This is a genomic window from Pseudoduganella sp. UC29_106 (assembly GCF_044055365.1).
In the GTDB taxonomy this organism is placed as follows: Bacteria; Pseudomonadota; Gammaproteobacteria; order Burkholderiales; family Burkholderiaceae_D; genus Rugamonas.
This window is the reverse complement of the sequence record NZ_CP171977.1, coordinates 1605666-1630594: the sequence shown is the minus strand read 5'-3', so window position 1 is coordinate 1630594 and position 24929 is coordinate 1605666. Positions and strand designations below refer to the sequence as shown.

General features: G+C 63.9%; 20 protein-coding genes and 5 pseudogenes. 8 read left to right on the top strand and 17 right to left on the bottom strand.

The window, feature by feature from the left end; translation table 11 throughout:
- Positions 1 to 31 precede the first annotated feature (31 nt).
- The 11 genes and pseudogenes from ACHMW6_RS08580 to ACHMW6_RS08530 form a co-directional block, all read right to left on the bottom strand.
- Positions 32 to 1200: pseudogene (locus ACHMW6_RS08580) on the bottom strand (patatin-like phospholipase family protein).
- A gap of 42 nt (positions 1201 to 1242) precedes the next feature.
- Positions 1243 to 3012 (bottom strand): annotated as a pseudogene (gene ggt / locus ACHMW6_RS08575) (gamma-glutamyltransferase).
- A 144-nt stretch (positions 3013 to 3156) separates the two neighbouring features.
- A pseudogene (locus ACHMW6_RS08570) lies at positions 3157 to 3914 on the bottom strand (3-hydroxyacyl-CoA dehydrogenase).
- Positions 3915 to 3983: 69 nt separating this feature from the next.
- Positions 3984 to 4493: a hypothetical protein gene (locus tag ACHMW6_RS08565; protein WP_395406714.1), complete on the bottom strand. Its 510-nt coding sequence runs from the start codon at positions 4491 to 4493 to the stop codon at positions 3984 to 3986.
- Between the two features lie 72 nt (positions 4494 to 4565).
- The gene (locus ACHMW6_RS08560) at positions 4566 to 6743 is read right to left on the bottom strand and encodes a sodium-translocating pyrophosphatase (protein ID WP_395406713.1); all 2178 of its coding nucleotides are present in this window, start codon (positions 6741 to 6743) and stop codon (positions 4566 to 4568) included.
- 508 nt (positions 6744 to 7251) lie between these two features.
- Positions 7252 to 7908, bottom strand: a complete 657-nt coding sequence (gene adk / locus ACHMW6_RS08555) for an adenylate kinase (RefSeq protein WP_395406712.1) — start codon at positions 7906 to 7908, stop codon at positions 7252 to 7254.
- Positions 7909 to 8024: 116 nt separating this feature from the next.
- Positions 8025 to 8775, bottom strand: a pseudogene (gene kdsB, locus ACHMW6_RS08550) (3-deoxy-manno-octulosonate cytidylyltransferase).
- Between the two features lie 3 nt (positions 8776 to 8778).
- Positions 8779 to 8955, bottom strand: a complete 177-nt coding sequence (locus ACHMW6_RS08545; protein ID WP_395406711.1) for a Trm112 family protein — start codon at positions 8953 to 8955, stop codon at positions 8779 to 8781.
- A complete protein-coding gene (gene lpxK, locus ACHMW6_RS08540) occupies positions 8936 to 9991 on the bottom strand; it encodes a tetraacyldisaccharide 4'-kinase (RefSeq protein ID WP_395406710.1) in 1056 nt (351 codons plus the stop codon). The genes ACHMW6_RS08545 and lpxK overlap by 20 nt, the downstream gene beginning before the upstream one ends.
- Positions 9991 to 10413 (bottom strand): ExbD/TolR family protein, encoded by a 423-nt coding sequence (locus ACHMW6_RS08535; RefSeq protein WP_395408561.1) that lies wholly within the window; start codon positions 10411 to 10413, stop codon positions 9991 to 9993. The genes lpxK and ACHMW6_RS08535 overlap by 1 nt, the downstream gene beginning before the upstream one ends.
- Before the next feature lie 18 nt (positions 10414 to 10431).
- On the bottom strand, positions 10432 to 11037 hold the full coding sequence (locus ACHMW6_RS08530) for a MotA/TolQ/ExbB proton channel family protein (RefSeq protein ID WP_395406709.1): 606 nt from the start codon (positions 11035 to 11037) through the stop codon (positions 10432 to 10434).
- A gap of 967 nt (positions 11038 to 12004) precedes the next feature.
- On the opposite strand from ACHMW6_RS08530, the pseudogene xseA reads away from it, so the two are divergent.
- The 3 genes and pseudogenes from xseA (at position 12005) to sodB (ending at position 15084) form a co-directional block, all read left to right on the top strand.
- Positions 12005 to 13343 (top strand): annotated as a pseudogene (xseA, locus tag ACHMW6_RS08525) (exodeoxyribonuclease VII large subunit).
- Positions 13344 to 13361: 18 nt separating this feature from the next.
- On the top strand, positions 13362 to 14429 hold the full coding sequence (locus ACHMW6_RS08520) for a LacI family DNA-binding transcriptional regulator (protein WP_395406708.1): 1068 nt from the start codon (positions 13362 to 13364) through the stop codon (positions 14427 to 14429).
- 76 nt (positions 14430 to 14505) lie between these two features.
- The gene (gene sodB / locus ACHMW6_RS08515) at positions 14506 to 15084 is read left to right on the top strand and encodes a superoxide dismutase [Fe] (RefSeq protein WP_395406707.1); all 579 of its coding nucleotides are present in this window, start codon (positions 14506 to 14508) and stop codon (positions 15082 to 15084) included.
- Positions 15085 to 15133: 49 nt separating this feature from the next.
- Here the strand turns inward: sodB and ACHMW6_RS08510 are convergent, their stop codons facing one another.
- Entirely contained in the window at positions 15134 to 15727 is a 594-nt protein-coding gene (locus ACHMW6_RS08510) for a hypothetical protein (RefSeq protein WP_395406706.1), read from the bottom strand.
- 314 nt (positions 15728 to 16041) lie between these two features.
- On the opposite strand from ACHMW6_RS08510, the gene ACHMW6_RS08505 reads away from it, so the two are divergent.
- The 3 genes from ACHMW6_RS08505 to ACHMW6_RS08495 all read left to right on the top strand — a co-directional run bounded on the left by ACHMW6_RS08505 (position 16042) and on the right by ACHMW6_RS08495 (position 19116).
- Positions 16042 to 16527 carry a hypothetical protein gene (locus ACHMW6_RS08505; protein WP_395406705.1) on the top strand — a complete coding sequence of 162 codons (486 nt, stop codon included), beginning with the start codon at positions 16042 to 16044 and terminating at the stop codon, positions 16525 to 16527.
- Complete coding sequence (locus ACHMW6_RS08500; protein ID WP_395406704.1) at positions 16524 to 17222, top strand: hypothetical protein; 699 nt, start codon at positions 16524 to 16526, stop codon at positions 17220 to 17222. The genes ACHMW6_RS08505 and ACHMW6_RS08500 overlap by 4 nt, the downstream gene beginning before the upstream one ends.
- A gap of 301 nt (positions 17223 to 17523) precedes the next feature.
- Positions 17524 to 19116: a family 43 glycosylhydrolase gene (locus ACHMW6_RS08495; RefSeq protein WP_395406703.1), complete on the top strand. Its 1593-nt coding sequence runs from the start codon at positions 17524 to 17526 to the stop codon at positions 19114 to 19116.
- Here the strand turns inward: ACHMW6_RS08495 and ACHMW6_RS08490 are convergent.
- Positions 19089 to 20147, bottom strand: coding sequence for a DUF2252 family protein (locus ACHMW6_RS08490; protein WP_395406702.1), 1059 nt, complete (start codon positions 20145 to 20147; stop codon positions 19089 to 19091). The genes ACHMW6_RS08495 and ACHMW6_RS08490 overlap by 28 nt on opposite strands.
- 65 nt (positions 20148 to 20212) lie before the next feature.
- Between ACHMW6_RS08490 and mgrA the strand changes: the two genes are divergently transcribed.
- The gene (gene mgrA, locus ACHMW6_RS08485; protein ID WP_395406701.1) at positions 20213 to 21250 is read left to right on the top strand and encodes an L-glyceraldehyde 3-phosphate reductase; all 1038 of its coding nucleotides are present in this window, start codon (positions 20213 to 20215) and stop codon (positions 21248 to 21250) included.
- Here mgrA and ACHMW6_RS08480 read toward each other — a convergent pair.
- From ACHMW6_RS08480 to ACHMW6_RS08470, 3 genes are read right to left on the bottom strand one after another with little or no spacing between them, the layout of a single operon-like run.
- Positions 21219 to 21737 (bottom strand): hypothetical protein, encoded by a 519-nt coding sequence (locus ACHMW6_RS08480; protein ID WP_395406700.1) that lies wholly within the window; start codon positions 21735 to 21737, stop codon positions 21219 to 21221. The genes mgrA and ACHMW6_RS08480 overlap by 32 nt on opposite strands.
- On the bottom strand, positions 21734 to 22624 hold the full coding sequence (locus ACHMW6_RS08475) for an SDR family oxidoreductase (protein WP_395406699.1): 891 nt from the start codon (positions 22622 to 22624) through the stop codon (positions 21734 to 21736). Before ACHMW6_RS08475 ends, ACHMW6_RS08480 begins: the two co-directional genes overlap by 4 nt.
- A gap of 11 nt (positions 22625 to 22635) precedes the next feature.
- On the bottom strand, positions 22636 to 23367 hold the full coding sequence (locus tag ACHMW6_RS08470) for a glucose 1-dehydrogenase (RefSeq protein WP_395406698.1): 732 nt from the start codon (positions 23365 to 23367) through the stop codon (positions 22636 to 22638).
- A gap of 100 nt (positions 23368 to 23467) precedes the next feature.
- Here ACHMW6_RS08470 and ACHMW6_RS08465 point away from each other — a divergent pair, with 100 nt between their 5' ends.
- A complete protein-coding gene (locus ACHMW6_RS08465) occupies positions 23468 to 24364 on the top strand; it encodes a LysR substrate-binding domain-containing protein (protein WP_395406697.1) in 897 nt (298 codons plus the stop codon).
- A 110-nt stretch (positions 24365 to 24474) separates the two neighbouring features.
- On the opposite strand, the gene ACHMW6_RS08460 is transcribed toward ACHMW6_RS08465, so the two are convergent.
- Entirely contained in the window at positions 24475 to 24870 is a 396-nt protein-coding gene (locus ACHMW6_RS08460) for a hypothetical protein (RefSeq protein ID WP_395406696.1), read from the bottom strand.
- Positions 24871 to 24929 lie beyond the last annotated feature (59 nt).

Below are 24929 nucleotides of genomic sequence, written 5' to 3'. Positions count from 1 at the left end.
ACTCGGCAACGCTGCAAAATGAGCAATTCTACTATCTCTCAAAAAACGCCATGACATCGGCCCGCCGCGCATGCGTGTCGTGCTGCCCGAGGCGTATCAACTCCTTGGTGTAGCTGGACTCGAACAGCAGGTAGGACGCCAATGCCGCGCCGCGCGCTTCGGTGGCGCCAATCCCGGACAGCATGGTGCGGATCGGCGCCGGCAGGCTTGCAATATGGCGGATGGCGATGTCGTCCAGCCGTTCGGAGGGCGCGATCACCAGCAGCTCGATGGGCCGCAGAGGGGTGTTGTCCAGCAGCTCCTGCGGCAGCACGGACAGCGTGTGATTGATGCGGTTCAGGCGCTCGATATCGACCGCCAGCCCGTCCAGGAAGATGGAAGACATCGCATGGCCCGCGATCTGCGCCAGGCTCGGATAGCGCGGCGTTTCCGTGGCCTGGCGCGCCGGTTCGGTCAGGCGCCCGCGCCCACCACCAGCACCTTGGCCGCGCCGAGGTGGATGGCGGGCGAAATCGGGGCCAGCTGGCGCATCGAACCGTCGCCGCAGTATTCCAGGTGGCCGCCGAGATAGAGCGGCACGGCCGGAAAGATGAAGGGAATCGCGGCCGACGCCAGCAGGTGCTGGACGCCGATCTGGTCCTGCATCGCCACGCGCTGCATGCGGATCCAGGGCGCGATTTCGGCGGCGGTCTGGTAGAAGGTGATGTGCTGGCCGCCGGTGTAGGACGACGCCGTAACGGCCAGCGCGTGCAGCAGGCCTTCCTGCAGGTTGGCGTCCAGCCGCGGCAAGTCCAGCATGCGGTGCATCAGGTTGACCAGCGGGGTGTTGTCCAGCAGCGACTGGGGCGGCGCCGCGCGCCATTTGCGCAGCAGCCAGCCGAAGGAAAGCAGCGACAGCCAGCGCGCGCCGGAGCGCAGCACGCCCAGCGAGTCGGCGCGGTAGACTTGTTCGACTTCGATATTGTTCCAGACGTCCAGCAGCTTCTGCACGCCTTCGCCGAAATTATCGGAGCGGCAGGCCAGCGCGGTCGCGTTGATGGCGCCGGCCGAGGTGCCGCAAATGACCTGGAAAGGCGAGCGCGCCGGCGGCCAGCCTTCTTCCCACAGGATTTCCGAGACGGCCTGCAGCACGCCGACCTGGTAGGCCGCACGGGCGCCGCCCCCCGTCAGGATCAGTCCTGTCTTCTTTTTTTGTCCCATACGGAAAGATTAACACGTCCACGACGGCGCTTGCACGGCGGATCAATCGCCGCGGACGATGCCTTCGCGGCGCGGGTCGGCGCCGCCGAACCAGAACTCCTTGCCGTCCTTGCGCATGCGCTGCAAACCCTGCAGGCCGGAATTCTGCTCCATCTGGCGCACATCGTGGCCGCGCGCCTTCAGTTCGTCGACGACCGATTGCGGGAAGCGCCCTGCCTCCAGTTCGGTCGGGCCGTTGCGGCTGCCGAAGTTGGGCAGGCTGATGGCCTGCTGCACGTTCAGGTTCCAGTCCAGTGTGCCGACCAGCACCTTGGCCACGTAGTTGATGATGGTCGAGCCGCCCGGCGAGCCCGTGGCCAGCACCAGCTTTTTGGTCTGCTTGTCGAACACCAGCGTCGGCGCCATCGAGCTACGCGGACGCTTGTTGGCCTGCACGCGGTTGGCCACCGGGCCGTTCTCGTCGACGGAATCGAAAAGAGAAGTCGGTCAGCTGGTTGTTCAGGATGAAGCCATCGACCATCTGGCGCGAGCCGAAAGCGTCTTCCACGGACGTGGTCATCGACAGGCCGTTGCCGTAGCCATCGAGCGCCACGAGGTGGGAGGTGGATGGCTTGTCCAGCGCCGTATCGTCGCCCCAGGCCACTTTCACCTCAGGCGGTGTGCCGGCGCGGGCGCGGCCCATGGATTTGTCGGCAATGGTGCTGGAACGCTGCAGCAGGTAAGTCTTGTCCAGCAGCGAGGAGACGCCCTTGCCCGGCAGCGGCACGAAGTCGGTATCGGCGACATAGCGGTTGCGGTCCGCATAGGCCAGGCGCTCGGCTTCGGACATCAGGTGCACCGCATCGGCCGTGAGCACGCCATCCTTCGGTGCATAGGCGCCGATATTCTTCGATTCCAGCAGGCCGAGAATCTGCGCGATCGCAATCCCGCCGGACGACGGCGGCGGCATGCCGCACACGGTATAGGCGCGGTAGTCGGAACACACCGGCTCGCGCTCCTTCGCCTGGTAGCCGGCGATGTCGGCGACAGTCAGCTTGCCCGGATTGGTGGCATGGATGCGACCTTGGCCGCGATATCGCGCGCGATGCGGCCCTTGTAGAAGGCATCCGCGCCGCCCGCCGCGATTTCGCGCAGGCTCTTTGCCAGCTCGGGATTCTTCAGGATGTAGCCGACGGGACGGGGCTTGCCTTCCTTGTCGTAGAAGTAGGCCGCTGCCACCGGGTCGCGGATGATGTATTTGTCCCAGGTCAGCAGCGCGTTCAGGCGCGGGCTGACCGCGAAGCCTTCTTCCGCCAGCTTGATCGCCGGCTCGAACAGTCTGGCCCAAGGCAGCTTGCCGTGGGTCTTGTGCGCCAGCTCCAGCATGCGCAGCACGCCGGGGGCGCCGGTGGAGCGTCCGCCCACCACGCCTTCCACGCGCGAGACTGGTTTGCCGTTCGCGTCCTGGAACAGGTGCTCGTCGGCTGCGGCGGGCGCGGTTTCGCGGCCGTCATAGGCTTGCACGCGCTTGCCGTCGAAGTGCATGAGGAAGGCGCCGCCGCCGATGCCGGACGATTGCGGTTCGACGAGGGTGAGCACGAGCTGGGTTGCGATGGCCGCGTCAAGCGCCGTGCCGCCCTGCTTCAGCATCTGGTAGCCGGCTTCGGTGGCCAGCGGATTAGCCGCGGCGACCATGTATTTCTGCGCGCTCCACCCGGCCTTTTCCTGGTAGCCGGTGGCAATTTCAGGCGCGCGCTGGGCGACGTCCTGGGCGTGAACGAGGGAACTGGTGAGCAGCGCGGCTGCAAGGGCGAGGGTTTTGAGGCGGATCATGCATTCTCCAGGGACAAGACTGCATCGTAACCTAAAACCGGAAAGGCTAGTGGCTGCCACGATGTGGCAGCCACTTGTTCATTGCCGCGGACTCGGAACAGGTGTCTGCCACATCGTGGCTGACACCAGGGTTTGCCCTGGGTTTTACTTAGGCTGCATGCGGATCGCGCCATCCAGGCGGATAGTCTCGCCATTCATCATCGTGTTCTCGATAATGGACTTGGCGAGGTTTGCGTATTCGAACGGCTTGCCCAGGCGCGGCGGGAACGGGACCATCTTGCCCAGCGCGTCCTGCACTTCGGCGGGCATGCCCAGCAGCATAGGGGTTTCGAAGATGCCCGGCGCGATGGTCATCACGCGGATGCCGCTGCGGGACAGGTCGCGCGCCATAGGCAAGGTCATGCCGGCGACGGCGGCCTTGGACGCGCCATAGGCAGCCTGGCCGATCTGGCCGTCGAAGGCCGCGACGGAAGCGGTGTTGATGATCACGCCGCGCTCGCCCCACTCGGCCGCCTCGGTCTTGGACATCGCATCAGCGGCCAGGCGGCACATATTGAAGGTGCCGACCAGGTTGATGTTGATGGTGCGCTGGAAGACGTCCAGCGGTGCGGGCCATCCTTGCCGACGGTTTTCACGGCCGGCGCCACGCCGGCGCAGTTGACCAGGCCACGCAGCGTGCCCATGGCGGTGGCGGCAGCGACAACGGCCTGGCCGTCCGCTTCCGACGTCACATCGCATTTGACGAACTTGCCGCCCAGTTCAGCGGCCAGCTTCTCGCCGGCTTCCACCTGCACGTCGGCCAGCACCACCTTGCCGCCGTTTTCCACGATCATGCGCGCCGTTGCGGCGCCGAGGCCGGACGCGCCGCCGGTGATGATGAATACCTGATCCTTGATCTGCATGTCTTCCCCTATTCGTTGATGGACTTGCTTTACGTTACGTAAACGTCAAACAGGGCTTATTGTAGCGAATCACGGGCAGGTCATCCACATTCCATTGCTGGCGCAAGGCTTTCCTGTGGGGCTGACGCTCACGCCCTGCGGGTTGTTGTAGATAGTGCCGCCGGCGTCGCGGCAGCCGGCCGGTCCGCAGGTGACGGGAATGGGCGCGCTGGGTCCGGGCAGCGGTGTCAGGGCCGGCAGGGTTGGCACGACGGTCGCCTTGCCCGGCGTGAAATTGCCCGAGGCTGCCGCCACGGCGGACGGCGGCGTGGCCGGCGTCAGCGTCGGCGCCCAGGCGGGCGGCGCTATCTCCGTGTTTTTCGGCGCGGCCATGCGCGGCATGGGATCGGTCAGCTGGGGCACCGGGCGGCGCGGCATCAGCTTTTTCGACGGGGCGGTGCGGCAGGGTTCCACGGCGAGGCGGCTGCCATCCTTGCTGAGGGTGCAGACCGGCAGGCGGGCGTACGCCTCCTGCTCGGGTGTGAGGGCGGGCGCCGCACCCGCAAGCGCGGCGAAGGCGCTGGAGATCAGAAATAACATGGGAGCCTCCTGGCTCCCATCATAGTCCAATTCGCCACACCGCCGCGCGCGGCGGCGGGCTGGCCGGCCGCCCTACTTCGCGGTGGCGGGCGCCGTTTCGACGGCGGCCGTGGTGGCGGACGCCGATGCGACAGCCGCGGTGGCAGCAGGCGGCGCGGCGGTTGCCGGCGCCACCATCGGCGCATTGGCCTGGATCGGCGCCATCGTCACCGACAGCATGCCGGTGGCCGGCAGCAGCGGCACCAGCAGCAGGGCCACGATGTTGATGATCTTGATCAGCGGGTTGACGGCCGGGCCGGCGGTATCCTTGTACGGGTCACCAACGGTATCGCCGGTCACCGCCGCCTTGTGGGCGTCGGAGCCTTTGCCGCCGTGGTTGCCGTCCTCGATATACTTCTTCGCGTTATCCCAGGCGCCGCCGCCGGTAGTCATCGAGATTGCCACGAACAGGCCGGTGATGATGGTGCCCATCAGCAGGCCGCCCAGGGCGCGCGGTCCGAGCAGCATGCCGACCAGGATCGGCACCAGCACCGGCAGCAGCGAAGGCAGGATCATTTCCTTGATGGCGGAGGCGGTCAGCATATCGACCGCCTTGTCGTACTGCGGCTTGCCGGTGCCGTCCATGATGCCCTTGATTTCCTTAAACTGGCGGCGCACCTCGACCACCACGGCGCCGGCGGCGCGGCCCACGGCTTCCATCGCCATGGCTCCGAACAGGTAGGGGATCAGGCCGCCGATGAAGAGGCCCACGATGACCATCGGGTCGGACAGGTCGAAGGTCATCTTCAACTCGCGCGTTTCCAGCGCGTGCGTGTAGTCGGCAAACAGCACCAGCGCGGCCAGGCCGGCGGAACCGATGGCATAACCCTTGGTCACGGCCTTGGTGGTATTGCCCACCGCATCCAGCGGGTCGGTAATGGCGCGCACGGAATCGGGCATGCCGGCCATTTCCGCGATGCCGCCCGCGTTGTCGGTTACCGGGCCATAGGCATCCAGCGCCACCACGATGCCCGCCATCGACAGCATGGCCGTCGCCGCAATCGCCACGCCGTACAGGCCGGACAGCTTGAAGGAAACCAGGATAGCCACGCAGACAGCGATTACCGGCCAGGCAGTGGATTTCATCGATACGCCCAGGCCGGCGATGATATTGGTGCCGTGTCCGGTGGTGGAAGCTTCAGCGATATGGCGCACCGGCCTGAAATCGGTGCCGGTATAGAACTCGGTGATGTAGACCATCAGGCCGGTCAGCACGATGCCGACCACCGTGGCGCCCAGCATCTTGTAGCGCATGTCATCGTCCGGCCACAGCATCCAGGTCACGACCACGAAGCCGATCAGGGACAGGCCGGCCGCCCACCACAGGCCGGTGTACAAAGCGGACATGATCTTCTTGCCAGGCTTGGCCTTGACCATCGAGCAGCCGACGATGGACCCGAGGATGGACACGGCGCCCAGCAGCATCGGATACAGCACGGCCTGGGTCGGCGCATTCACGATCAGCAGTGCGCCCAGCAGCATGGTGGCGATCAGCGTGACCACATAGGTTTCGAACAGGTCGGCCGCCATGCCGGCGCAGTCGCCAACGTTGTCGCCCACGTTATCCGCGATCACAGCGGGATTGCGCGGATCGTCTTCCGGGATGCCCGCTTCGACCTTGCCCACCAGGTCGGCGCCCACGTCCGCGCCCTTGGTGAAAATGCCGCCACCCAGGCGGGCGAAGATCGAGATCAGCGAAGCGCCGAAGGCCAGGCCGATCAGGGGTTTGATCACGTCATGCGGCGTGACGCCGGGCGCGGCCTGCGCCGTCAGCAGCCAATAGAACAGCACCACGCCCAGCAGGCCGAGGCCGACCACCAGCATGCCGGTGATGGCGCCGCCCTTGAAGGCGACGTTCAGCGCTTCGTTCATGCCGACCGATGCCGCCTGCGCCGTGCGCACATTGGCGCGCACCGAGACGTTCATGCCGATGAAGCCGCAAGCGCCGGACAGCACGGCGCCAATGAAGAAGCCCAGCGCAGTCTGCCAGCCGAGCAGGAAGAAGATGGCAAGGAGGAGCACGACGCCGACGATGGCGATCGTGCGGTACTGCCGCGCGAGATAGGCCGCTGCGCCTTGCTGAATGGCTGTCGCGATTTCCTGCATACGCGGATTGCCCGCGTCCTGACCAAGAATCCAGTTGCGTGCCCACAAACCATAGACGACCGCGAGCACACCGCACGCTATCGCGAACCACAGACTTGCTGCCATAAATTGCCCCCTTCTGTTATTAGAATCAAGTGCTACATCACGAAATCAGAAACCACCATGCCTTGTGGGCGCGGCACTAACCGAACTACGTACTGCAAACCTTTGATACTGCAACGGCCAGGGGGCCGTTCAATGGCGGTTTTTCCGCCGAATTTTTTGTTACGCCGCGGGCCGTTCAGCGGCGGATCAATGATCCGCCCTACGCCTCGCGGCAACGCATCCATCCCAACGCGTCCCGGCCCGGGAGCGCATCCATCATCAACGCATGCCGGGCCGAGGCCCATTCGTCACCAACGCGTCCCGGCACGAGGCGAATCCGTCCACAACGCATGCCGGGCCGAGGCCCATTCGCCACGAACGCGTCCCGGCACGAGGCGAATCCGTCGACAACGCGTTCCGGTCGATCGCGCATCGCGGTGCATCCCGGCACGGGGCGTGTAGGGCGGATCATTGATCCGCCGTGCGTGCATACCTGCAAATTAAAAAGCGGGCCAGTGGCCCGCTCGAGTTAGTTGGACAGCGCCGCGAACGCGCGGTCGCGGATTTCCTCGACTGGGCCTACGCCCTCGATCTTGCGGTATTTTGGCGCGCCAGGCTCGCCCGATTGCGCCCACTTGTTGTAATAACCCAGCAGGACTTCGGTCTGGTTGTGGTAGACGTCCAGGCGCTTCTTGACGGTTTCCGGCTTATCGTCGTCGCGCTGCACCAGCGGCTCGCCGGTCACATCGTCCTTGCCCTCTTCCTTGGGCGGGTTGAACTTCACGTGGTAGGTGCGGCCCGAGCCAGGATGGCAGCGGCGGCCGGACATGCGCTCGATGATCTGCTCATCGGGCACGTCGATTTCCAGCACATAGTCCACAGCCACGCCGGCATCCTTCATGGCGTCTGCCTGCGGGATGGTGCGCGGGAAGCCGTCGAACAGGTAGCCGTTGGCGCAATCCGCATCCTTCAGGCGCTCCTTGACCAGGCCGATGATGATGTCATCGGACACCAGCTGGCCAGCGTCCATCACCTTCTTGGCAGCCAGGCCCAGTTCCGTGCCGGCCTTGATGGCCGCGCGCAGCATGTCGCCCGTGGAAATTTGCGGAATGTTGTACTTTTCCTTGATGTAGTTGGCCTGGGTGCCTTTGCCGGCGCCGGGTGCTCCTAACAGAATGAGACGCATGAAATTTCCTAAAACAATATAAATAATGTGGTTGCCTTGACTACCTTGCTACGAAACTTACCACAAAAGTAAGCCGGAACGCCAATCCGAACCCAAATTGGCCGTTGGTTATTCGACTACTTGTAGTGGGCGCGCACGCGCTCCAGGTCTTCGGGTGTATCCACGCCTGCTGCTGGCGCCGATGCGGTCACGTGGACGGCGATGGGATAGCCATGCCACAGCACGCGCAACTGCTCCAGCGCTTCGATGCTTTCCAGCGGGGATACTTCCAGCGTCGGGTAGGCTTGCAGGAAGTCGTTGCGATAGGCGTAAAGTCCGATATGGCGCAACGGGGTATAGCCGGAGGGCAGCGCGTCCTTCGTTTGTGCAAAGGCGTCGCGGTGCCAGGGGATGGTGGCGCGGCTGAAAATACAGGGCGCGGCCCTGTTTATCCTGCACGACTTTCACCACATTGGGGTTAAAGGTGTCAGCCGCTTCATGCAGCGGGTGGGCGCAGGTGGCCATCGGCACGTCCGCGCCGATGCGGGCGGCGGCCGCCTGCAGCAGGGCGGGGTCGATCAGCGGCTCGTCGCCCTGCAGGTTGACCACCACGGCGTCGGCTGGCAGCTCCAGTTTCTGCGCCACTTCGGCAATGCGGTCGGTGCCGGACGGATGGTCGGCACGGGTCATGCAAACTTCCACGCCGTGCTGTTCGCAGGCGGCCCTGATGTCTTCGTGGTCGGTGGCGACGATGATGCGGCTGGCGCCGGATTGCGCGGCGCGCTCGGCCACGCGCACCACCATGGGCTTGCCGCCCAGGTCGGCCAGCGGCTTGTTCGGCAGGCGGGTCGAGGCCAGGCGGGCCGGGATGATGACGATGAAGGACACAGCTTACTCCGTGCTGTCCTGCAGCGTGCGCGCTTCGTCGGCCCACATGATGGGGATACCGTCGCGGATCGGATAGGCCAGGCGGTCGCCGCGGCAGATCAGTTCCTGGTTTTTCTTATCGTATTCCAATGGACCCTTGCAGACAGGGCAGACCAGGATATCAAGCAGACGTGCATCCACGACATTTCTCCACAATTTGGTCAGCCAGCGCACGGTCGATGCGGGCGCTGACCGGAACGACCCAGATTCTGGGATCGTTGCTTAGTTCTTCAATTTGTCGACATTTTACTGCATCCTTCTCCGTCACCAGAATAACGTCAGCTCTCCGGTCGGCGAAGGGATTGTCGCGGAAGTCGTGATGATCCGGCAACGGCAGTTCTTCCGGCTCCAGGCCGGCGGCGCGCAGCATGGCGAAAAAGCGGCCCGGGTTGCCGATACCGGCGGCCGCCAGCACCTTGCCTCCGCGTGCGGCCAGCTCGGCCAGCGTGGTGCGCTGCGAGGGGGCGAGCAGGCGCTCGGCGACGTCGCCGGCCAGCACCATCTGCACCGGCACGGCGCCGCCGGCGGCGCGCGGGGCGACACTGGCTGCCAGGGTCGGCGTCAGTTCGGGGGCGTTGACGACGGTGAAGTCGCGGCGGCGGGAAGGCGGCTCGCGCAGTGGGCCGGCGGGCAAAGTCCAGCCGTTGCCGACGCCGCGGCCGTCGAACAGCACGATTTCGACGTCGCGCGCCAGGGCGTAATGCTGCAGGCCATCGTCGGCGACAATGATGTCCAATTCGGGGTGGGCGGCCAGCAGCGCCCTGCCCGCCTCCGCCCGGCGCCGGCTGACCATGACAGGCGCGCCGGTGCGGGCCGCGATGAGAACCGGCTCGTCGCCGACGTCGGCCGGCGCGGAGGATGCCGTCACCAGCTGCGGCGCGGCCAAAGCCGCACTGCCGAAACCGCGCGAAATCACGCCGGGCGTGTAGCCGGCGTTACGGAGAGCATCGACCAGCCAGATGGTCAGCGGCGTCTTGCCGGTGCCGCCAATGAAGATATTGCCGACCACGACCACAGGGACGGGCAGGCGCGCGGCGCGCGACAGGCCGGCGGCGTACATGCCCCGGCGCACGGCGGCGAGCGAGCGGAACACGAGGGAGAGCGGCCACAGCGCGCACGCCAGCGGCCCGCGCCGCAGCCACTCACGGCTGAGCGTGCTCTCCAGCGAGGAGGACATTATTTGCCCTGGCCGGTCTGCGCAGCGAAGGTCAGCTTGTCGAAGCCGGCGATGCGCGCGGCTTCCATCACATTGACCACCATCTGGTGCATGGCGAACTGGTCGGCGTTGATGATGACCACCGGCTGCTCGCCCGGCTTGGCGGCCGCGCGCAGATGCTCGGCCAGGCCGGCCACATTCGAGAAGGACACCGCCTGGTTATTCACGGTGTAATTGCCCTTGGCGTCGACCGTGACATTGATCTCGGCCGGCTTCTCCAGCGCCTTTTCCGCTTCCGCGGTCGGCAGCGTGATCTTCAGCTCGGTGAACTTGCTATAGGTCGTGGTGACCATCAGGAAAATCAGGATGACCAGCAACACGTCGATAAACGGAATCAGGTTGATTTCCGGATCTTCGCGCTTCTGTCCCCTGCGGAAATTCATGGCCATGAGGCGCCCCGCTTACTTGCGCGAGTCGTGGACGATGTCCACAAACTTCACTGCCTGCTGTTCCATGTCGATGATGAAGCTGTCCACCAGGGCGCGGAAATGACGGTAGAACACCAGGGTCGGCATCGCGATCGCCAGGCCGAAACCGGTGTTATACAGGGCGACGGAAATACCGTGCGCCAGCTGGGCCGGGTTGGTGCCGGCAGCGCTGGTGGATCCGAAGATCTCGATCATGCCGACCACGGTGCCGAACAGGCCCATCAGCGGCGCCAGCGTGGCGATGGTGCCGAGGGTGGTCAGGAAGCGTTCCAGGGTGTGGGCGGCGCTGCTGCCCGCTTCTTCGATGGATTCCTTCATCACATCGCGCGGTGCATTGACATTGCGCAGGGCCGCGGCCAGCACCACGCCCAGCGGCGAGCTGCTTTCCAGCTTGTTCACGATGTCCGCGGAAATGCTGCCGCTGCGGTAGACGCGCACGACTTCGTCCAGCAGGGTCTTGGGAATGATGCGGGATCGGCGGAGATACATCAGGCGCTCAATGATCAGCGCGGTGGCAACAATAGAGGCAATCAACAGCAGCCAGATAGGCCAGCCTGCGGCTTGGAAAATTGCGAGCAACTCGAACTCCTGTTTGTGAGGGAACCTAAACGCGCAATGTATCGTGTTGGCAAGCTTACGGCAAGTGTGTGCGAAACCCACATAATCTGTGGACAAGATTGTTGGCAAGCCGTACAAGCATTAACTAAGCTTTTGATTTGCAAGTGAATTTTCCTAATGCAAAATTTTTCAGCAGCACTTTTTTGTCCCCTGGCCGACCGGGTTTTTCACATATTCTGTGGACAAAATTGTGCAGAATGCCACTGCAAGCCAGCTAAGCGTTTGATCTGAAAGAGAATAATTCTCATGCGCAAAAATCGCGCAGGGGGCGGAAAAGGCAGCTACCCTGGTCTTGGATTTCCCCACATATTCTGTTGATAAGATTGTTAGCAAGGCATTTGATGTATATCAATGTCCTTGATTTAAAAGAACATTCTTGCCATGCGTAAAAATTTCGCAGTGACATCGTTTTTAGTACTATCCACGCTTCTGCACAAATTCTGTGGACAATGTTGTGAGCAAGGGACGGGACCTGGGGTGAAGTCATTGATTTGAAACAAAAAAGTGCCACAGCTCAAATTTTAGGCAGCGATTTTGCAGTGGAGAACTCCGATCTGCGACCGTTCGCATTGTGCGGGCGCACATCGGGTTCTTCACAACTTCTGTGGATAAAATTGTGAGCAAGGCCCCGGCAGCTAGTTTAAGTATTTGATTTCTAAAATGAAAGTTACTCTGCGAGAATTTTTAGCACGGCGGTTCTCGCGGCAAAAGTTCCGCACACTTTCTGTGGATATCTTTGTGCGTAACAACGCAGCCGAAACGCAAAGTACTTGATCCGTAAGGATATTTGTGAAATGCACGCGAATGTAGCATCCAGGTTTACCCTTAATAATCAGCCATTTACAAAAAATCCTTGCGAAATGAAGTGATGTATGACATAAGCATGACCTCCGCAAAGAAGTGTGGACAGCTTCACTAATCCGTAACGATGAACACGACCGATCAAGCCCAGGTAATCACTGTCAGCGCGCTCAACCAGGCCGTTGCGCGCCTGCTCGAACGCAGTTTTCCACTGACCTGGATCGCTGGGGAAATCTCGAATTTCACGCGTGCCGCCTCGGGCCACTGGTACTTCACCCTGAAAGATGACGGAGCCCAGGTGCGCGCTGTCATGTTCCGCGGCCGGGCGCAGTACGCCGGCTTCATCCCGCGCGAGGGCGACAAGGTGGAAGTGCGGGCCCTCGTCACGCTTTACGGGCCACGCGGCGATTACCAGATCAATGTAGAAGCGATCCGCCGGGCCGGAGTTGGCACCCTGTTCGAAGCATTTATGCGCCTGAAGGAAAAGCTGGCGGCAGCCGGCCTGTTCGACGCGGAGCGCAAGCGGGCCGTGCCCATGTTCGCGCGCACGATCGGAATTGTGACAAGCCCATCCGCCGCTGCGCTGCGTGACGTGCTGACGGCGCTGCGCCGCCGCGCCCCGCACGTCAATGTCATCATCTACCCTACCCTGGTGCAGGGCGCGCAGGCGCCTGAACAAATTGTGAACGCCGTGAACCTGGCCTCGCGCCGCGCCGAATGCGATGTGCTGATCGTGTGCCGCGGCGGCGGCAGCATCGAGGACTTGTGGAGTTTCAACGACGAGGCCGTCGCCTACGCCGTGGCGAATTGCAGCATGCCGGTAATTTCCGGCGTGGGCCACGAAACCGACTTCACGATCTGCGACTTCGCGGCCGACCTGCGCGCCGCCACACCGACCGCAGCGGCCGAACTGTCTGCCACGCCTCACGCGGACTGGCTCGCTTCGCTGCGGACGGACGTGACGGACCTGCGCCGCTCGATGCGCCGCGCATTGGGGGATGCGTCGCAAACCCTGGATAACCATGCGCGTCGCCTGCTGAGCCCGACCGCGCGCATCGCCCAGCAGCGCATGCAGCTGAAATCGCTGGCGACGGCCCTGCTGCACGCCAAACGCGCGCCGCTGTCGCAGACCCGCTTCACGCTCGACCGGCTGGCCGGCCGCCTGGCCGCGCGCCGTCCGGACGTGACCGCTGTGCGCGCGCCAGCTGGGCGGCCTGCAGCACCGCGCCGCGCTGGCGGCCAATGCGCAGATCGCCCAACGGCGTGAAGCGCTGGCTGCGCTGTCCGCCCAGCTGGAACTGCTGAACCCGCAGCGTACGCTGGAGCGCGGCTACGCCATCGTCAGCGATGCCAAGGGCGCCGTGCTGCGCTCGCCGGATCAGCTGAAGCCGCGCGAAACGGTGACGGTGCGCCTGGCGGAGGGCAGCGCCGAAGTGGGCGTGGCGTCGGTTCAGCCTTTGCTGTGAGTAAAATTGAAAGTGCCCGTGTTTTCAGGTAATCTGGGTGAAAAGGATTTCAATACGGGACAGCAATTGGCAGAAGAAGAGAAGAAGTCCGGGCCCTCGACCCTGATCGATGTCGCGCGCGAAGCCGGCGTGTCACCCAGCACCGTCTCGCGCATCCTGAATGGCACCGCCAGGGTGTCCGACGAGAAGCGCCAGGCTGTGCTCAAGGCCATCGAGCGCAACCAGTTCGCCCCGAACCTGATGGCGCAGGCGCTGAAGAAAGGCCGCACTCATACGATCGGCATCGTGGTCCAGGACATTTCCTCGCCCTTCTTCGACGAGATCCTGCACGGCGTGGACGATGGGCTGAAGAACACCGGCTACGCTTCGGTCATCGTGTCCGGCCACTGGAACGCGGAAGAGGAAGCGGACCGTATCCGCCTGCTGCTGGCGCGCAAAGTGGACGGCATCGTGCTGCTATCCGGCCGCATGTCCGATGAAACAGTGCTGCAATTCTCGACCCAGCGTCCCATCGTTTCGACCGGCCGCCACCTCGACACCAAGCGCGCCCTCGGCTTCCGCCTCGATCATGAGCGCGGCGCCTGGCTGGCGGTGCGCCATTTGATCGAACTGGGCCACCGGCGCATCGCTTTCGTGTCCGGTCCCGCCAACCATGCCGATGCGATCGATCGTATGAACGGTTACCGCCGCGCACTGGAAGAAGCCGGGCTGGAAGTCGACCCGAAGCTGATTGTGGAAGGTAATTTCCACGAAAACAGCGGCCTGCTGGCTGTCAATCACCTCCTCGATACCCGCCAGCAATTCAGCGCCATCTTTGCCGCCAATGACCAGAGTGCCTATGGCGTGCGCCTGGCGCTGTACCGCAAAGGCATCCGCGTGCCGGAAGACATTTCCCTGGTCGGCTTCGACGACCTGCCCGGCTCGGCCTACACCACGCCGCCGCTGACCACCGTCAAGCAGCCGCTCTATGAAATGGGGCTGATTGCGACCAATGCGCTGTTGCGCCTGATCCACGGCGATCCGGCCGAGGCGAACATTCCGCCTGTGGAACTTGTTGTGCGGGAGACAACTCGACGCTACGCTTAGCAGTCATCCGGCTCCCGTATTACAATGATGGTCGTTTCGTCAAAAATAATCTTTCGTCTCTACTAAAGGAAACCTCATGGAACATACCCTGCCCCCGCTGCCGTATGCAATGGACGCTCTGCAGCCGCACATCTCCAAGGAGACCCTGGAATACCACTACGGTAAGCACCATCAGGCTTATGTGACCAACCTGAACAACCAGATCAAGGGCACCGAGTTCGAAAACCTGTCCCTGGAAGAGATCATCAAGAAGTCGTCCGGCGGCGTGTTCAACAACTCCGCCCAGGTGTGGAACCACACCTTCTACTGGAACTGCCTGGCCCCGAACGCCGGCGGCGCAGCAACCGGCGCCGTGGCCAACGCGATCAACGCCAAGTGGGGTTCCTTCGACAAGTTCAAGGAAGAATTCACCAAGTCCTGCGTGGGCAACTTCGGTTCCGGCTGGACCTGGCTGGTGAAGAAGGCTGACGGTTCCGTGGACATCGTCAACACTTCCAACGCCGCTACCCCGCTGACCAGCGCCGACAAGCCTCTGCTGACCTGCGACGTGTGGGAGCACGCTTACTACGTCGACTACCGCAACGCCCGTCCGAAGTACGTTGAGTCCTTCTGGAACCTGGTGAACTGGAACTTCGTGAACCAGAACTTCGCTTAATCGCGTTTCTGTTCACTCCGCGAACGCCCGCTTTTGCGGGCGTTTTCTTTTAGTCTTCCAGGCATTCACTTGCCAGGTCATCGTCGCGCCGCCGGTGTTTCGGCACTCGCCGTTCCACCTGCAGCTCCGCCCGCATCCGGCTTTGGTCGACCAGCAACAGCGCTGTTTGCAGCGCTTCGCTCATGCTCTTCGCCGCCAGGCGGATTGCTTCGGTAGGCGATGGTTGCTCTACGCTCGCTTCCTCTACGGCCGCGCGCCTCAACTGAGCCGCCGGCGCCCAGCCACGGTCCTGCGGCCGCCTGATCCAGAGATCCCGCCACGCATTGCGCTGTTCGCCCGCTGCGGCGCACACCATCTGCCGCGGCGAGACCGGGCGGCCGCGGAAAATAATCTGATCGCCCATAACGTCGGCAAAGAACAATTGCTCCGCGCAGCGCATCCGCAACTGCGTCCCGGCAGGCAGGAAGAGATTTTTCCATTGGTATCCCTGCCCTGCCGCCTCGGCTGCTTGCTGATTCTTGATCCAAAGCTTGATGGCGCGCGCTATTGCTTCCGACGCGCACAGCGCGCTGCCGGACGTGCGCAGGAAAGTCCGCAGCTCGGCCAGCGCCGCATATGGAACAACGCCAGATTCTTTGTTCATGATCTTTCTCCCTTGAGATCATTGGACTATCTGTATACCCATTGGTTCCAGAGTCAGTCGGCCGTTTTGTTCCTTTCCTTGTTCTTTTACTGTTCCTTTTTGTTCCTTTTTGTTCCCTTTTCCGCGGTCTCGAAAAAGGAACAAAAAGAGACAGGAAAAGACACAAAGGAACACACAAAAGGAACAAAACGGCCGACTGACTCGGATCGCGATCACATACCCTTTTCGCCCGGTGGGCGTGACAATGCGTGAATAATTCCCCAGGATCGGTCTGATATTCTCTGCCGATCACATTTCGAGGGAAGGCGGCGGCGATGCGGAAGAACCTGGTGTTCTTGCTTGCGGTGTTGTGGCAGCTGCCGTCCATGGCGGCGGACCGGATTCCGGAAGGACTGACGGGCAGCTGGTCCACGGCGGAGTCGCTGTATGCGGGCAGCACTGGCCAGACGGAAATGCATCTGCTGGCGGACGGCTTCGGCGTGCTGGCAGGTTCGACGCCGCCGGCGCAGGAGAACGGCGGCGCGCCCGCTGATCCGGGCGTGCATGCGCCGCGCGCGATCATCGGATTCCCCTTCCAGGCAACGTTGCAAGGCGGCGAGCTGATTGTGCGCCCATTTATCCCCAAGGCAGGGCAATCGCCGATGGCCAGCGATATGGTCCTGTCCTGCCGCTACGTCGCGACGGCGCCGTCGATCACTTGCAAAGGCCCGGACGGCGTGCCGATGGTGCTGGCGCGGCGCAGCAAAAAGGTGCCGGACGAAGTCGTGCGGATGATCGATCACTTGAGGCCGCTGTCGTGAAAATCCTGGCACTGACGATTGCGCTGGCAGCGCACGCCGCGGCTGCAGACCTGCCGTGCGGGCTGGGGGCGCCGCCCGGAACGAAGGGATTTGCAGCGCAGCAGGCTCGAGAGGCCGACGAGGTGGCGCGCAAGGGTTATCTGACCGTCTGCGAAGCGAACCTGGAGCGCTATGACGTGCGCTCCAATCTCACGCCGCTGGCGTCGGCCAGCAAGGGGCTTGCGTTCAAGCCCGTGGATCTGTCGAACACGCCGTTCGCGCGGCTGCAAGCGCTGGGCGGCGTAGCCGAAGCAGTGGGCGATGTGAAATCCCGCTTCTACCGCGGCTTCCGAGATGCGAAGGGCCGGACGGTCACGCTGTTCGAGCATGACATGTCCGCCGACGGCGTGCGCGCCTACCGTAATCCGAAGGACGAACCGGAGCGCGTGAACGGCCTGCCTGCACGGCTGGTGGTGCTGCAGGCGCAGAAGAAGGCAGCCTCCGTCCTGAGCTGGACGGAAGGCAGGCGCTATTACGAATTGTGGATCGACACCAATGTGGTGCTGGACCGCTCGCGGCCGGAACTGTTCGCGCTTGCAGCATCGCTGCCGAAAGCCATCCCGGCAAAGCCGAACGGGCCGACAGCGGCGCCGTTCGTGCTTGGCCCGGATGGGCTGCCAGTCATTCAGCCGCCGGTCCCGGCCCCGCCTCGATGACCCAGTGGACGCCGAATTTGTCGTACAGCGTGCAGAAGGCCCGCGCGCGGTCCGACTGCGCCAGCATCCTCACCCGGCCGCCCTCGCCCAGCACCTGCGCAATGCGCTCGGCTTCTGCGCGGCTGCCCATGCGCAGCGTGAGGAAAGCCGGGCCTCCGGTTCACGCGGCAACGTAGTGAATAAGTCACGACGCCCTCCTTTCCCAGGATTGATCACGCAGGCGAGTATAAGCCCGAAAAATTGACGCGGCGTTGGTGAATTTCGAAATTGCCCTAGGCCGGCAGCGCGAACACAATGGGGCATGAACACACCAGACCAACCCAAACGCCGCGGACTGCTGAAGGCCGCGCTGGCGGGCGCCGTTGCGGGCCCGATTGCAGCAAGCGCCCGGCCGGCAGCGCCACGCCCCGCCCAGGGCATCGAAGGCCAGCGCAAGGCAGATCTCGGCAACGGCAGCTACCTGAACCCGATCATCTCCGGCGACCATCCCGATCCGACCATCCTGAAGGACGGCGAAGACTATTACATGACGTTTTCGTCCTTCTTCTCCTACCCCGGCGCCGTGATCTGGCACTCGCGCGACCTGGTGAACTGGGCGCCGATCGGCCCTGCCCTGAGCAAGCCGCTGGGCAGTGTGTGGGCGATGGACCTGGTCAAGCACAAGGGCCGCTATTTCATCTACATCCCCGCCGGCGAATCGATCTACGTCATCCACGCCGATGACATCAAGGGACCGTGGAGCGATCCGGTCGACCTGAAGATCAAGGGCTGCATCGATCCCGGCCACGCGGTGGGCGAGGACGGCAAGCGCTACCTGTTCTTCAACGGCGTGCGCCGCATCGCGCTGTCCGACGATGGTCTCGCCACCGCCGGCCCGCTCGAAAAAGTCTACGAGCCCTGGCACTATCCAAAGGACTGGGTGGTCGAGATGTTCGCGCCCGAAGGCCCGAAAGTCTTCCGCCGCGGCGAGTGGTTCTACCTGGTGGCCGCGGTAGGCGGCACGTCAGGACCGCCTACCAGCCACATGGTCACCGTCGCCCGTTCACGTTCCATCCACGGTCCGTGGGTGGACTGCCCGTCCAACCCAATCCTCCGCACGCAAAGCGCCGACGAACCATGGTGGTCGCGCGGCCACGCCACGCCGGTCGAAGGGCCCGCCGGCGACTGGTGGCTGGTCTATCACGGCTACGAGAACGGCTTCCGCACGCTGGGCCGCCAGACCCTGCTCGAACCGATGGAATGGACCAAGGACGGCTGGCCGCGCGCCAAGGGCGGCACGCTGTCAACGCCACTGCCTAAGCCGCGCGGCGGCAAGGCCAGCCCCGCAGGCTTTGCGCTGTCCGACGATTTCAGCACCAACAAGTTCGGCACGCAGTGGAGCTTCTTCGCGCCGGGGCCCGACGAGATGAAACGGGTGCGCTACGAGAACCGCAGCCTGCTCATCGCCGCCAAAGGCCAGACGGCTGCCGCCAGCTCGCCGCTGACCTGCATTGTCGGCGACCGCAGCTACGAAGCCTCGGTCGAACTGGAGATGTCCGAAGGCGCACAGGGCGGGCTGCTGCTGTTCTATAACGAGCGCGCCTACTGCGGCGTGGGCTTCAGCCCGACGCATATGTACACCTACACGCACTCCGAAGAGCAAAGCTGGATGCGCGAGGCCACGGCCGGCAGCACGGTGCACATCAAGGTCGTCAACCGCGAAAACATCGTCACCTGGCACTACTCGCGCGACGGCAAGAACTGGACCCAGCATCCGTGGCAGATGGAAGTCTCAGGCTTTCACCACAATGTGTTCGGTGGCTTCCTCAGCCTGAAGATCGGCTTGTTCAGCACCGGCACGGGCACCGTCCGCGCGCGCTCCTTCAGCTATAAGGGCCTGGTCCAGGCCTCGTAATCGGCACGCACAAAGGCTTCGGCATCGGCCGACAGCGCGTCGAGCCAGCCTTTGCGACGCTTCGCCACGTGGGCCGCCACACGGCCGGCGTGCTTGTGGGCGGCGTGAACCGCGCCCACATCGTGCCCCATGGCCTGCAGCACTTCCGCCGCGGAGCCGGAACGCGCCAGCTCTTTGGCCGACAGCTTTTGCGTGTCCGGAGCCAGCCGCCGCAAGATGTAGCCATCGCGCGCGGTCAACACCGCGTCTGGCGAACGGTATTTGCCCTGGGCCGCGTCCAGGAAGCGCGCGCGCTTCTCATCGTGGCTCTGCGCCCAGTGCCAGCCGGACGGCACCAGCAGCTTGGCTTCGCGCACCACGCGCCCGCCCTGCCACTGCGCCACCGCGAGAAAGCGCGGCCGTCCCAGGCTGCCGCCGCCCTTCTGCCATGCGGACACGCGCTTCACCTTCGCCCCCTCCGGCATCGTCATCGCCAGCAGGGCGCGCACATTGTCCGGCACCGGAGCGGGCTCGCTCACGTCCAGATCGGACCAGAACTTGTCCGACTCATCTTCCAGGCGATTGATAATCATCTTGAGCCACTGGCTGCCCTCGTCGAGCAGCACGGGCCCGGGCGCAGCCAGGCCGGCCCGGTAACCCAGCAGGATCTGTTCGCAGGCGGCGCGCGGCGAGAGATCGAATGTGCCCGCCATGCGCACGCTGGTCGCCAGCCGCAGCAGGTCGAGGGAATATGGCATCACGGCCGCGTCGTCGAAATCGTTGGCGCCCCAGACCAGGCGCCCGTCGCCATCGCGCCAGGTGCCGAAGTTCTCGATATGGCAGTCGCCCACGGCCAGCACGGAAGGATCGCCCGCGCATTCGGCAGCGAATTCCTCGAAGCGCTTCGCCCAGCGGAAGTAGGTCGCGCGCAGGAAGCGGAAGGGATTCTCGGCCATGCGCTCGTATTTCCTGCGCAAGCCATCTTCCACCACGTCGCACTGGCTGCGCAGCCAGAACTCGTAGTGCATGTTATCGCTGTAAAAATCAACCATCCTCCCCTCCGGACGATCAAAGACGTAGAATTCATTATCCCCGAAATACCCCGCCAGGAGCCAACATGACCTATACCGCTTCCCGCCACCGTTATGAAGAGATGGAGTACCGCACTTGCGGGCGCAGCGGCCTGCAACTGCCGCTGATGTCGCTCGGGCTGTGGCATAACTTCGGCGACACCACCAGCCTGGCCACGCAGCGCGAAATGCTGCGCACCGCCTTCGACCACGGCATCACCCACTTCGACCTCGCCAACAACTATGGCCCGCCCTACGGCAGCGCCGAAACCAATTTCGGCCACCTGTTCAAGCAGGATTTCAAGCCCTACCGCGATGAGCTGATCATTTCCACCAAGGCCGGCTGGGATATGTGGCCCGGTCCCTACGGCCAGGGCGGCGGCTCGCGCAAATATGTGCTGGCGAGCCTGGACCAGAGCCTGAAGCGCATGCAGCTCGATTATGTGGACATCTTCTACTCCCACCGCTTCGATCCGAACACGCCGCTGGAGGAAACCATGTCTGCCCTCGCCCACGCCGTCCAGCAGGGCAAGGCGCTGTACGTGGGCATCTCGTCCTACTCGGCCGAAAAGACGAAGGAAGCCAAGCGCCTGCTGGCCGAATGGAAGGTGCCCTGCCTGATCCACCAGCCTTCCTACAATATGCTGAACCGCTGGATCGAAACCGAGGGCCTGCTGGACACGCTGGGCCAGGAAGGCATAGGCTGCATCACCTTCACTGCGCTGGCGCAGGGCATCCTCTCCGACAAATACCTGAACGGCATTCCGCAGGATGCGCGCGTCAACCGTCCCGGCGGCGGCTCGCTGAAGGAGCAGCACCTGAGCGAGGAAAACCTGAAACGGGTGCGCGCCCTGAACGATATTGCCAAGTCGCGCGGCCAGACGCTGGCGCAGATGGCGCTGGCCTGGGTGTTGCGCGATACGCGCATCACCTCCACGCTGATCGGCGCATCGAATGCGGCGCAGATCCGCGAAAACGTCGCGGCGCTGAAGAATCTCTCCTTCAGCGCCGACGAATTGCGCGCCATCGACGCGCAAGCCCAGGAGGGCAACCTCAATTTGTGGGCTGTGTCGTCAAAGCATTGAGCCCGGCGTAGAAGCCCGCGCCCTGCTGCAGGTGCGGTCCGAAATCGAAGCCCCGGGACAGCATCTGCTCCAGGTCGCGCCGCGCAATGCGCATCACGTAGCTGCGCTGGTTGGCGACCAGCCGGCTGTCGGCCGGCGGCATGGCGGACGGCACGCCGCCATACCATTTGCCCGGGTCGTCGTGGCCGGACGGCGAGGTGCGCCCCGCCTGCTCCACCTGCCAGCCGCCATCCAGCAGCACCCACATATAATCGCCGGCTTCCGCGCCGGTGCTGATCACCTGGCCGGCGCGCGCCTCCCATTCCGTCGAATGCGCGATCACGTACTGCAGCTGTTCCCTGTCCAGCGCCGTGAAGAACGGCGTGTGGCGCAGCAGGTGCAGATAAGTCACGGACTGTTTCATTCCCTTCTCCTCGGCGCACGCGCTCAGGCAGAAGGCCACCGCGGCAGCGACACCCGCCGCGGCGGACAGGTTGCGCAGCATCATGCGTTCACCTTCAGCAGGTCGGCGATGCCGATGCGGTGGGCGAACTGCTCGCGCACGCGCTCCGCCACTTCGGTCACTTCAGCCGCGCCATCGTCGATGAAGTCCACCACCGAGCGGAAGGGACGCGTGCCGTGCGGCAGGCTGACGATGCGGGCGATCTCCTCGCCTACCGCCGCCGGATCGGATTCGGGCGGCGACAGTTCGCTCAGGCGAACGCCAACCTGGTCCAGCAGGCCATCGTAGCGGGCGTAGGCCGCAGCGGTGTCCGAGTCCGCCGGCTTGCCCGCCTTCGGGAAGTGCTCGGTGCCCGCAGTGAACGCGCCCGGCACCACGATCGAGGTTTCGATGCCGAAGCGCGCCAGTTCGTAGGACAGGCTCACCGCCAGCGAATCCATCGCCGCCTTGGCTGCCGCATAGGGGCCGAGGAAAGGCGGGAAGCCGCCGCGCACCGTGGAACTGCTGACCCACAGCACCAGTCCCCTGCCCTGCCGGCGCAGCACCGGCAGCACGGCGCGGTTCACGCGCTGGGCGCCGAGGAAATTCGTGTCGAACACTTGCGCAATTTCCTCAGGCGTGAAGGCTTCCGTCGGGCCGATGACGAGGTGGCCCGCGTTATGCACCACCGCATCGAGGCGGCCGCGGTCAGCGATGATGGACGCCACTGCCGCATCGGCCGAAGCCTGGGACAGCACATCCAGCTCCACCACGCGCACATCGGCGCCGTTGGCAAAGCCCCAGTCGCGCAGCTCGCGCACTCTGGCGGCATTGCGGCCCGCGATATCGCGCATGCTGGCGTACACGACGTGGCCGGCTTTCGCCAGCGAACGGACGGTCAGTGCGCCAATGCCGGTGGCGGCGCCGGTAACGAGAACGACAGATTGCGTCATGATGTCTCTCCTTAAACGATGCCGCCGTTGGCGCGCAGGGTTTGTCCATTGATCCAGCTGCCGGGCGTGGCGAGGAAGGCGACGGCGTCGGCGATGTCTTCCGGCTTGCCGAGGCGCTCCAGCGGCGCCATCTTCGCCAGGCGCTCGATCTGCTCCGGCGTTTTCCCGTTCAGGAACAGATCGGTGCCGGTAGGACCAGGGGCCACGGCATTGACCGTGATGTTCTTGCCGCGCAATTCCTTGGCCAGGATATTGGTCATCACTTCCACCGCACCCTTGGTGGCGGCGTAGACTGCATAACCCGGCAGCGCGATGCCGATCACGCTGGTCGAGAAGTTCACGATGCGGCCGCCCTGCTGCAGGCGGGCCGCCGCTTCGCGCAGCGTGTTGAAGGTGCCCTTCACGTTCACGGCGAACAGGCGGTCGAAGGTGTCGTCGTCCGTCTCGGCCAAGTGCGGCAGGGCCGGCGGCATGATGCCGGCATTGTTCACCAGCACGTCCACCCGGCCGTAGCGGTCGATGGCGGCATCGAACAGGCTGCGCACGGCCGCGCTGTCCGACACGTCGGCGCGCACGGCGAAGGCGGCGCCGCCCCTGGCTTCGATGGCGCCCACCACGGCCTGGGCTTCTTCCTGCTTGCCCGCGTAGTTGACGATGACCGCGTAGCCTTCACCCGCCAGGCGGTGGGCGATGGCGGCACCGATGCCGCGGGATGCGCCGGTAACGATTGCGACTTGTTTCATGATTTTTCTCCAGTGGTTGAGTTGATGGAGACAGTTTCTTCCTTTTCGCCACTTGGATAAATGAGGTAAAGTTGCGATGACTATTCAAAAATCATCAATAATGGACCGATTCGATGCCATGCGGCTGTTCACCCGCATCGTGGAACTACGCAGCTTCAGCAAGGCGGCGGACGACTTGATGCTGCCCGCCGCCACCGCCACGCACACGATCAAGCAACTGGAAACGCGGCTGGGCGTGCGTCTGCTGCACCGGACCACGCGTCAGGTCAGTCCCACGCTGGATGGGGAAGCCTATTACCAGCGCTGCCTGCGCATCCTGGCAGACGTGGAGGAAACGGAAGCGGGCTTCGGCACCAGCGGCGTGCTGCCCAAGGGGAAGGTGCGCGTGGATTTGCAGGAAACCTTGGCACGTCACTATGTGCTGCCGCGCCTGCGCGAATTCTTCGCCCGCTATCCGGACATCGACCTCGAAATCGGCATGGGCGACCGCTTCGTGGACCTGGTGCGCGAGGGCATGGATTGCGTGCTGCGCGCGGGCGAACTGCGCGATTCGAGCATGGTGGCGCGGCGTGTCGCATCACTGGCCCAGGTGACCGTGGCCACGCCCGGCTATTTCGACAGGCACGGTGTGCCGGCAACGCCCGATGAGCTGACCGGCCATCGCGCCGTCAACTTCTACTCTAGCGCCAGCGGGCGCATGGTGCCCTTCGAGTTCCGCGTGGGCGGTGAGATGCGCTATGTGGACTTGCCGGGCAAGGTCGGCGTCATCAATGCCGAAGCTTATGTGGCGTGCTGCCTGAATGACCTGGGACTGATTCAGCTGCCGCGCTACCACGTCGAGAGCCTGCTGCAGGGCGGCGCGTTGCGCGAAGTACTGGCGGAGTTGGTGCCGCCGCCGATGCCGGTGTCCGTGCTGTATCCGCACCAGCGCCAGCTGTCGCCGCGCGTGCGCGCCTTTGTCGACTGGCTGGCCGACGTGATGTCGGTGGCGCATTAAAAACCGGAAAGGCAGGTGTCTGCCACGATGTGGCAGACACCTGTTTTGTGCCGCGGACTCCGAACGGGTGTCTGCCACATCGTGGCAGACACCAGGGTTACGCCTTGGGTTTACGGGCCGCGTTCCACGTCATCCTTCTCCTTCCTCTCGGGGGAGGAGATGGTTTCGATGTGGTCCACATTGATGTCGGCCCCATCGGGGGCCACCGTGTCGCGCCCGGCGGCGGCCACTTCGCCGGTGCCGTAGGAATCGGAATCGCTGTCCAGGTTCGCATCGCCGACGTCCGGTCCGGCGGTGCCGCCGGCCGTGCTTTGTTCCAGGTCGTCATAGGCGCCGCGGTCGAGGCCAAGATTGTCCTGTTGCGCCAGGCCCGGTCCACCCGTCACGTCACTGCCGGAATCCGAACTGTCGCTGGGGCCCAGGGCCCGGGTGCCATGCCCCTTGTGCAGGGTACGGTCCTTACTGTTCGGCATATTGTCCGGATCTAAAGTACTTGTGCCAGTCATATCGTCCTCCTGTTGCAAGTCCATGATTCACAAGTGGGTCTTGCATTTACTTTAACAAG

What these genes read in the sequence shown, in the direction of transcription:
- ACHMW6_RS08565 (WP_395406714.1), bottom strand. Translation starts at nt 4,493, where the DNA reads ATGTTATTTCTGATCTCCAGCGCCTTCGCCGCGCTTGCGGGTGCGGCG.
- ACHMW6_RS08560 (WP_395406713.1), bottom strand. Translation starts at nt 6,743, where the DNA reads ATGGCAGCAAGTCTGTGGTTCGCGATAGCGTGCGGTGTGCTCGCGGTC.
- adk (WP_395406712.1), bottom strand. Translation starts at nt 7,908, where the DNA reads ATGCGTCTCATTCTGTTAGGAGCACCCGGCGCCGGCAAAGGCACCCAG.
- lpxK (WP_395406710.1), bottom strand. Translation starts at nt 9,991, where the DNA reads ATGTCCTCCTCGCTGGAGAGCACGCTCAGCCGTGAGTGGCTGCGGCGC.
- ACHMW6_RS08535 (WP_395408561.1), bottom strand. Translation starts at nt 10,413, where the DNA reads ATGAATTTCCGCAGGGGACAGAAGCGCGAAGATCCGGAAATCAACCTG.
- sodB (WP_395406707.1), top strand. Translation starts at nt 14,506, where the DNA reads ATGGAACATACCCTGCCCCCGCTGCCGTATGCAATGGACGCTCTGCAG.
- ACHMW6_RS08510 (WP_395406706.1), bottom strand. Translation starts at nt 15,727, where the DNA reads ATGAACAAAGAATCTGGCGTTGTTCCATATGCGGCGCTGGCCGAGCTG.
- ACHMW6_RS08505 (WP_395406705.1), top strand. Translation starts at nt 16,042, where the DNA reads ATGCGGAAGAACCTGGTGTTCTTGCTTGCGGTGTTGTGGCAGCTGCCG.
- ACHMW6_RS08495 (WP_395406703.1), top strand. Translation starts at nt 17,524, where the DNA reads ATGAACACACCAGACCAACCCAAACGCCGCGGACTGCTGAAGGCCGCG.
- ACHMW6_RS08490 (WP_395406702.1), bottom strand. Translation starts at nt 20,147, where the DNA reads ATGGTTGATTTTTACAGCGATAACATGCACTACGAGTTCTGGCTGCGC.
- mgrA (WP_395406701.1), top strand. Translation starts at nt 20,213, where the DNA reads ATGACCTATACCGCTTCCCGCCACCGTTATGAAGAGATGGAGTACCGC.
- ACHMW6_RS08480 (WP_395406700.1), bottom strand. Translation starts at nt 21,737, where the DNA reads ATGATGCTGCGCAACCTGTCCGCCGCGGCGGGTGTCGCTGCCGCGGTG.
- ACHMW6_RS08475 (WP_395406699.1), bottom strand. Translation starts at nt 22,624, where the DNA reads ATGACGCAATCTGTCGTTCTCGTTACCGGCGCCGCCACCGGCATTGGC.
- ACHMW6_RS08470 (WP_395406698.1), bottom strand. Translation starts at nt 23,367, where the DNA reads ATGAAACAAGTCGCAATCGTTACCGGCGCATCCCGCGGCATCGGTGCC.
- ACHMW6_RS08465 (WP_395406697.1), top strand. Translation starts at nt 23,468, where the DNA reads ATGGACCGATTCGATGCCATGCGGCTGTTCACCCGCATCGTGGAACTA.
- ACHMW6_RS08460 (WP_395406696.1), bottom strand. Translation starts at nt 24,870, where the DNA reads ATGACTGGCACAAGTACTTTAGATCCGGACAATATGCCGAACAGTAAG.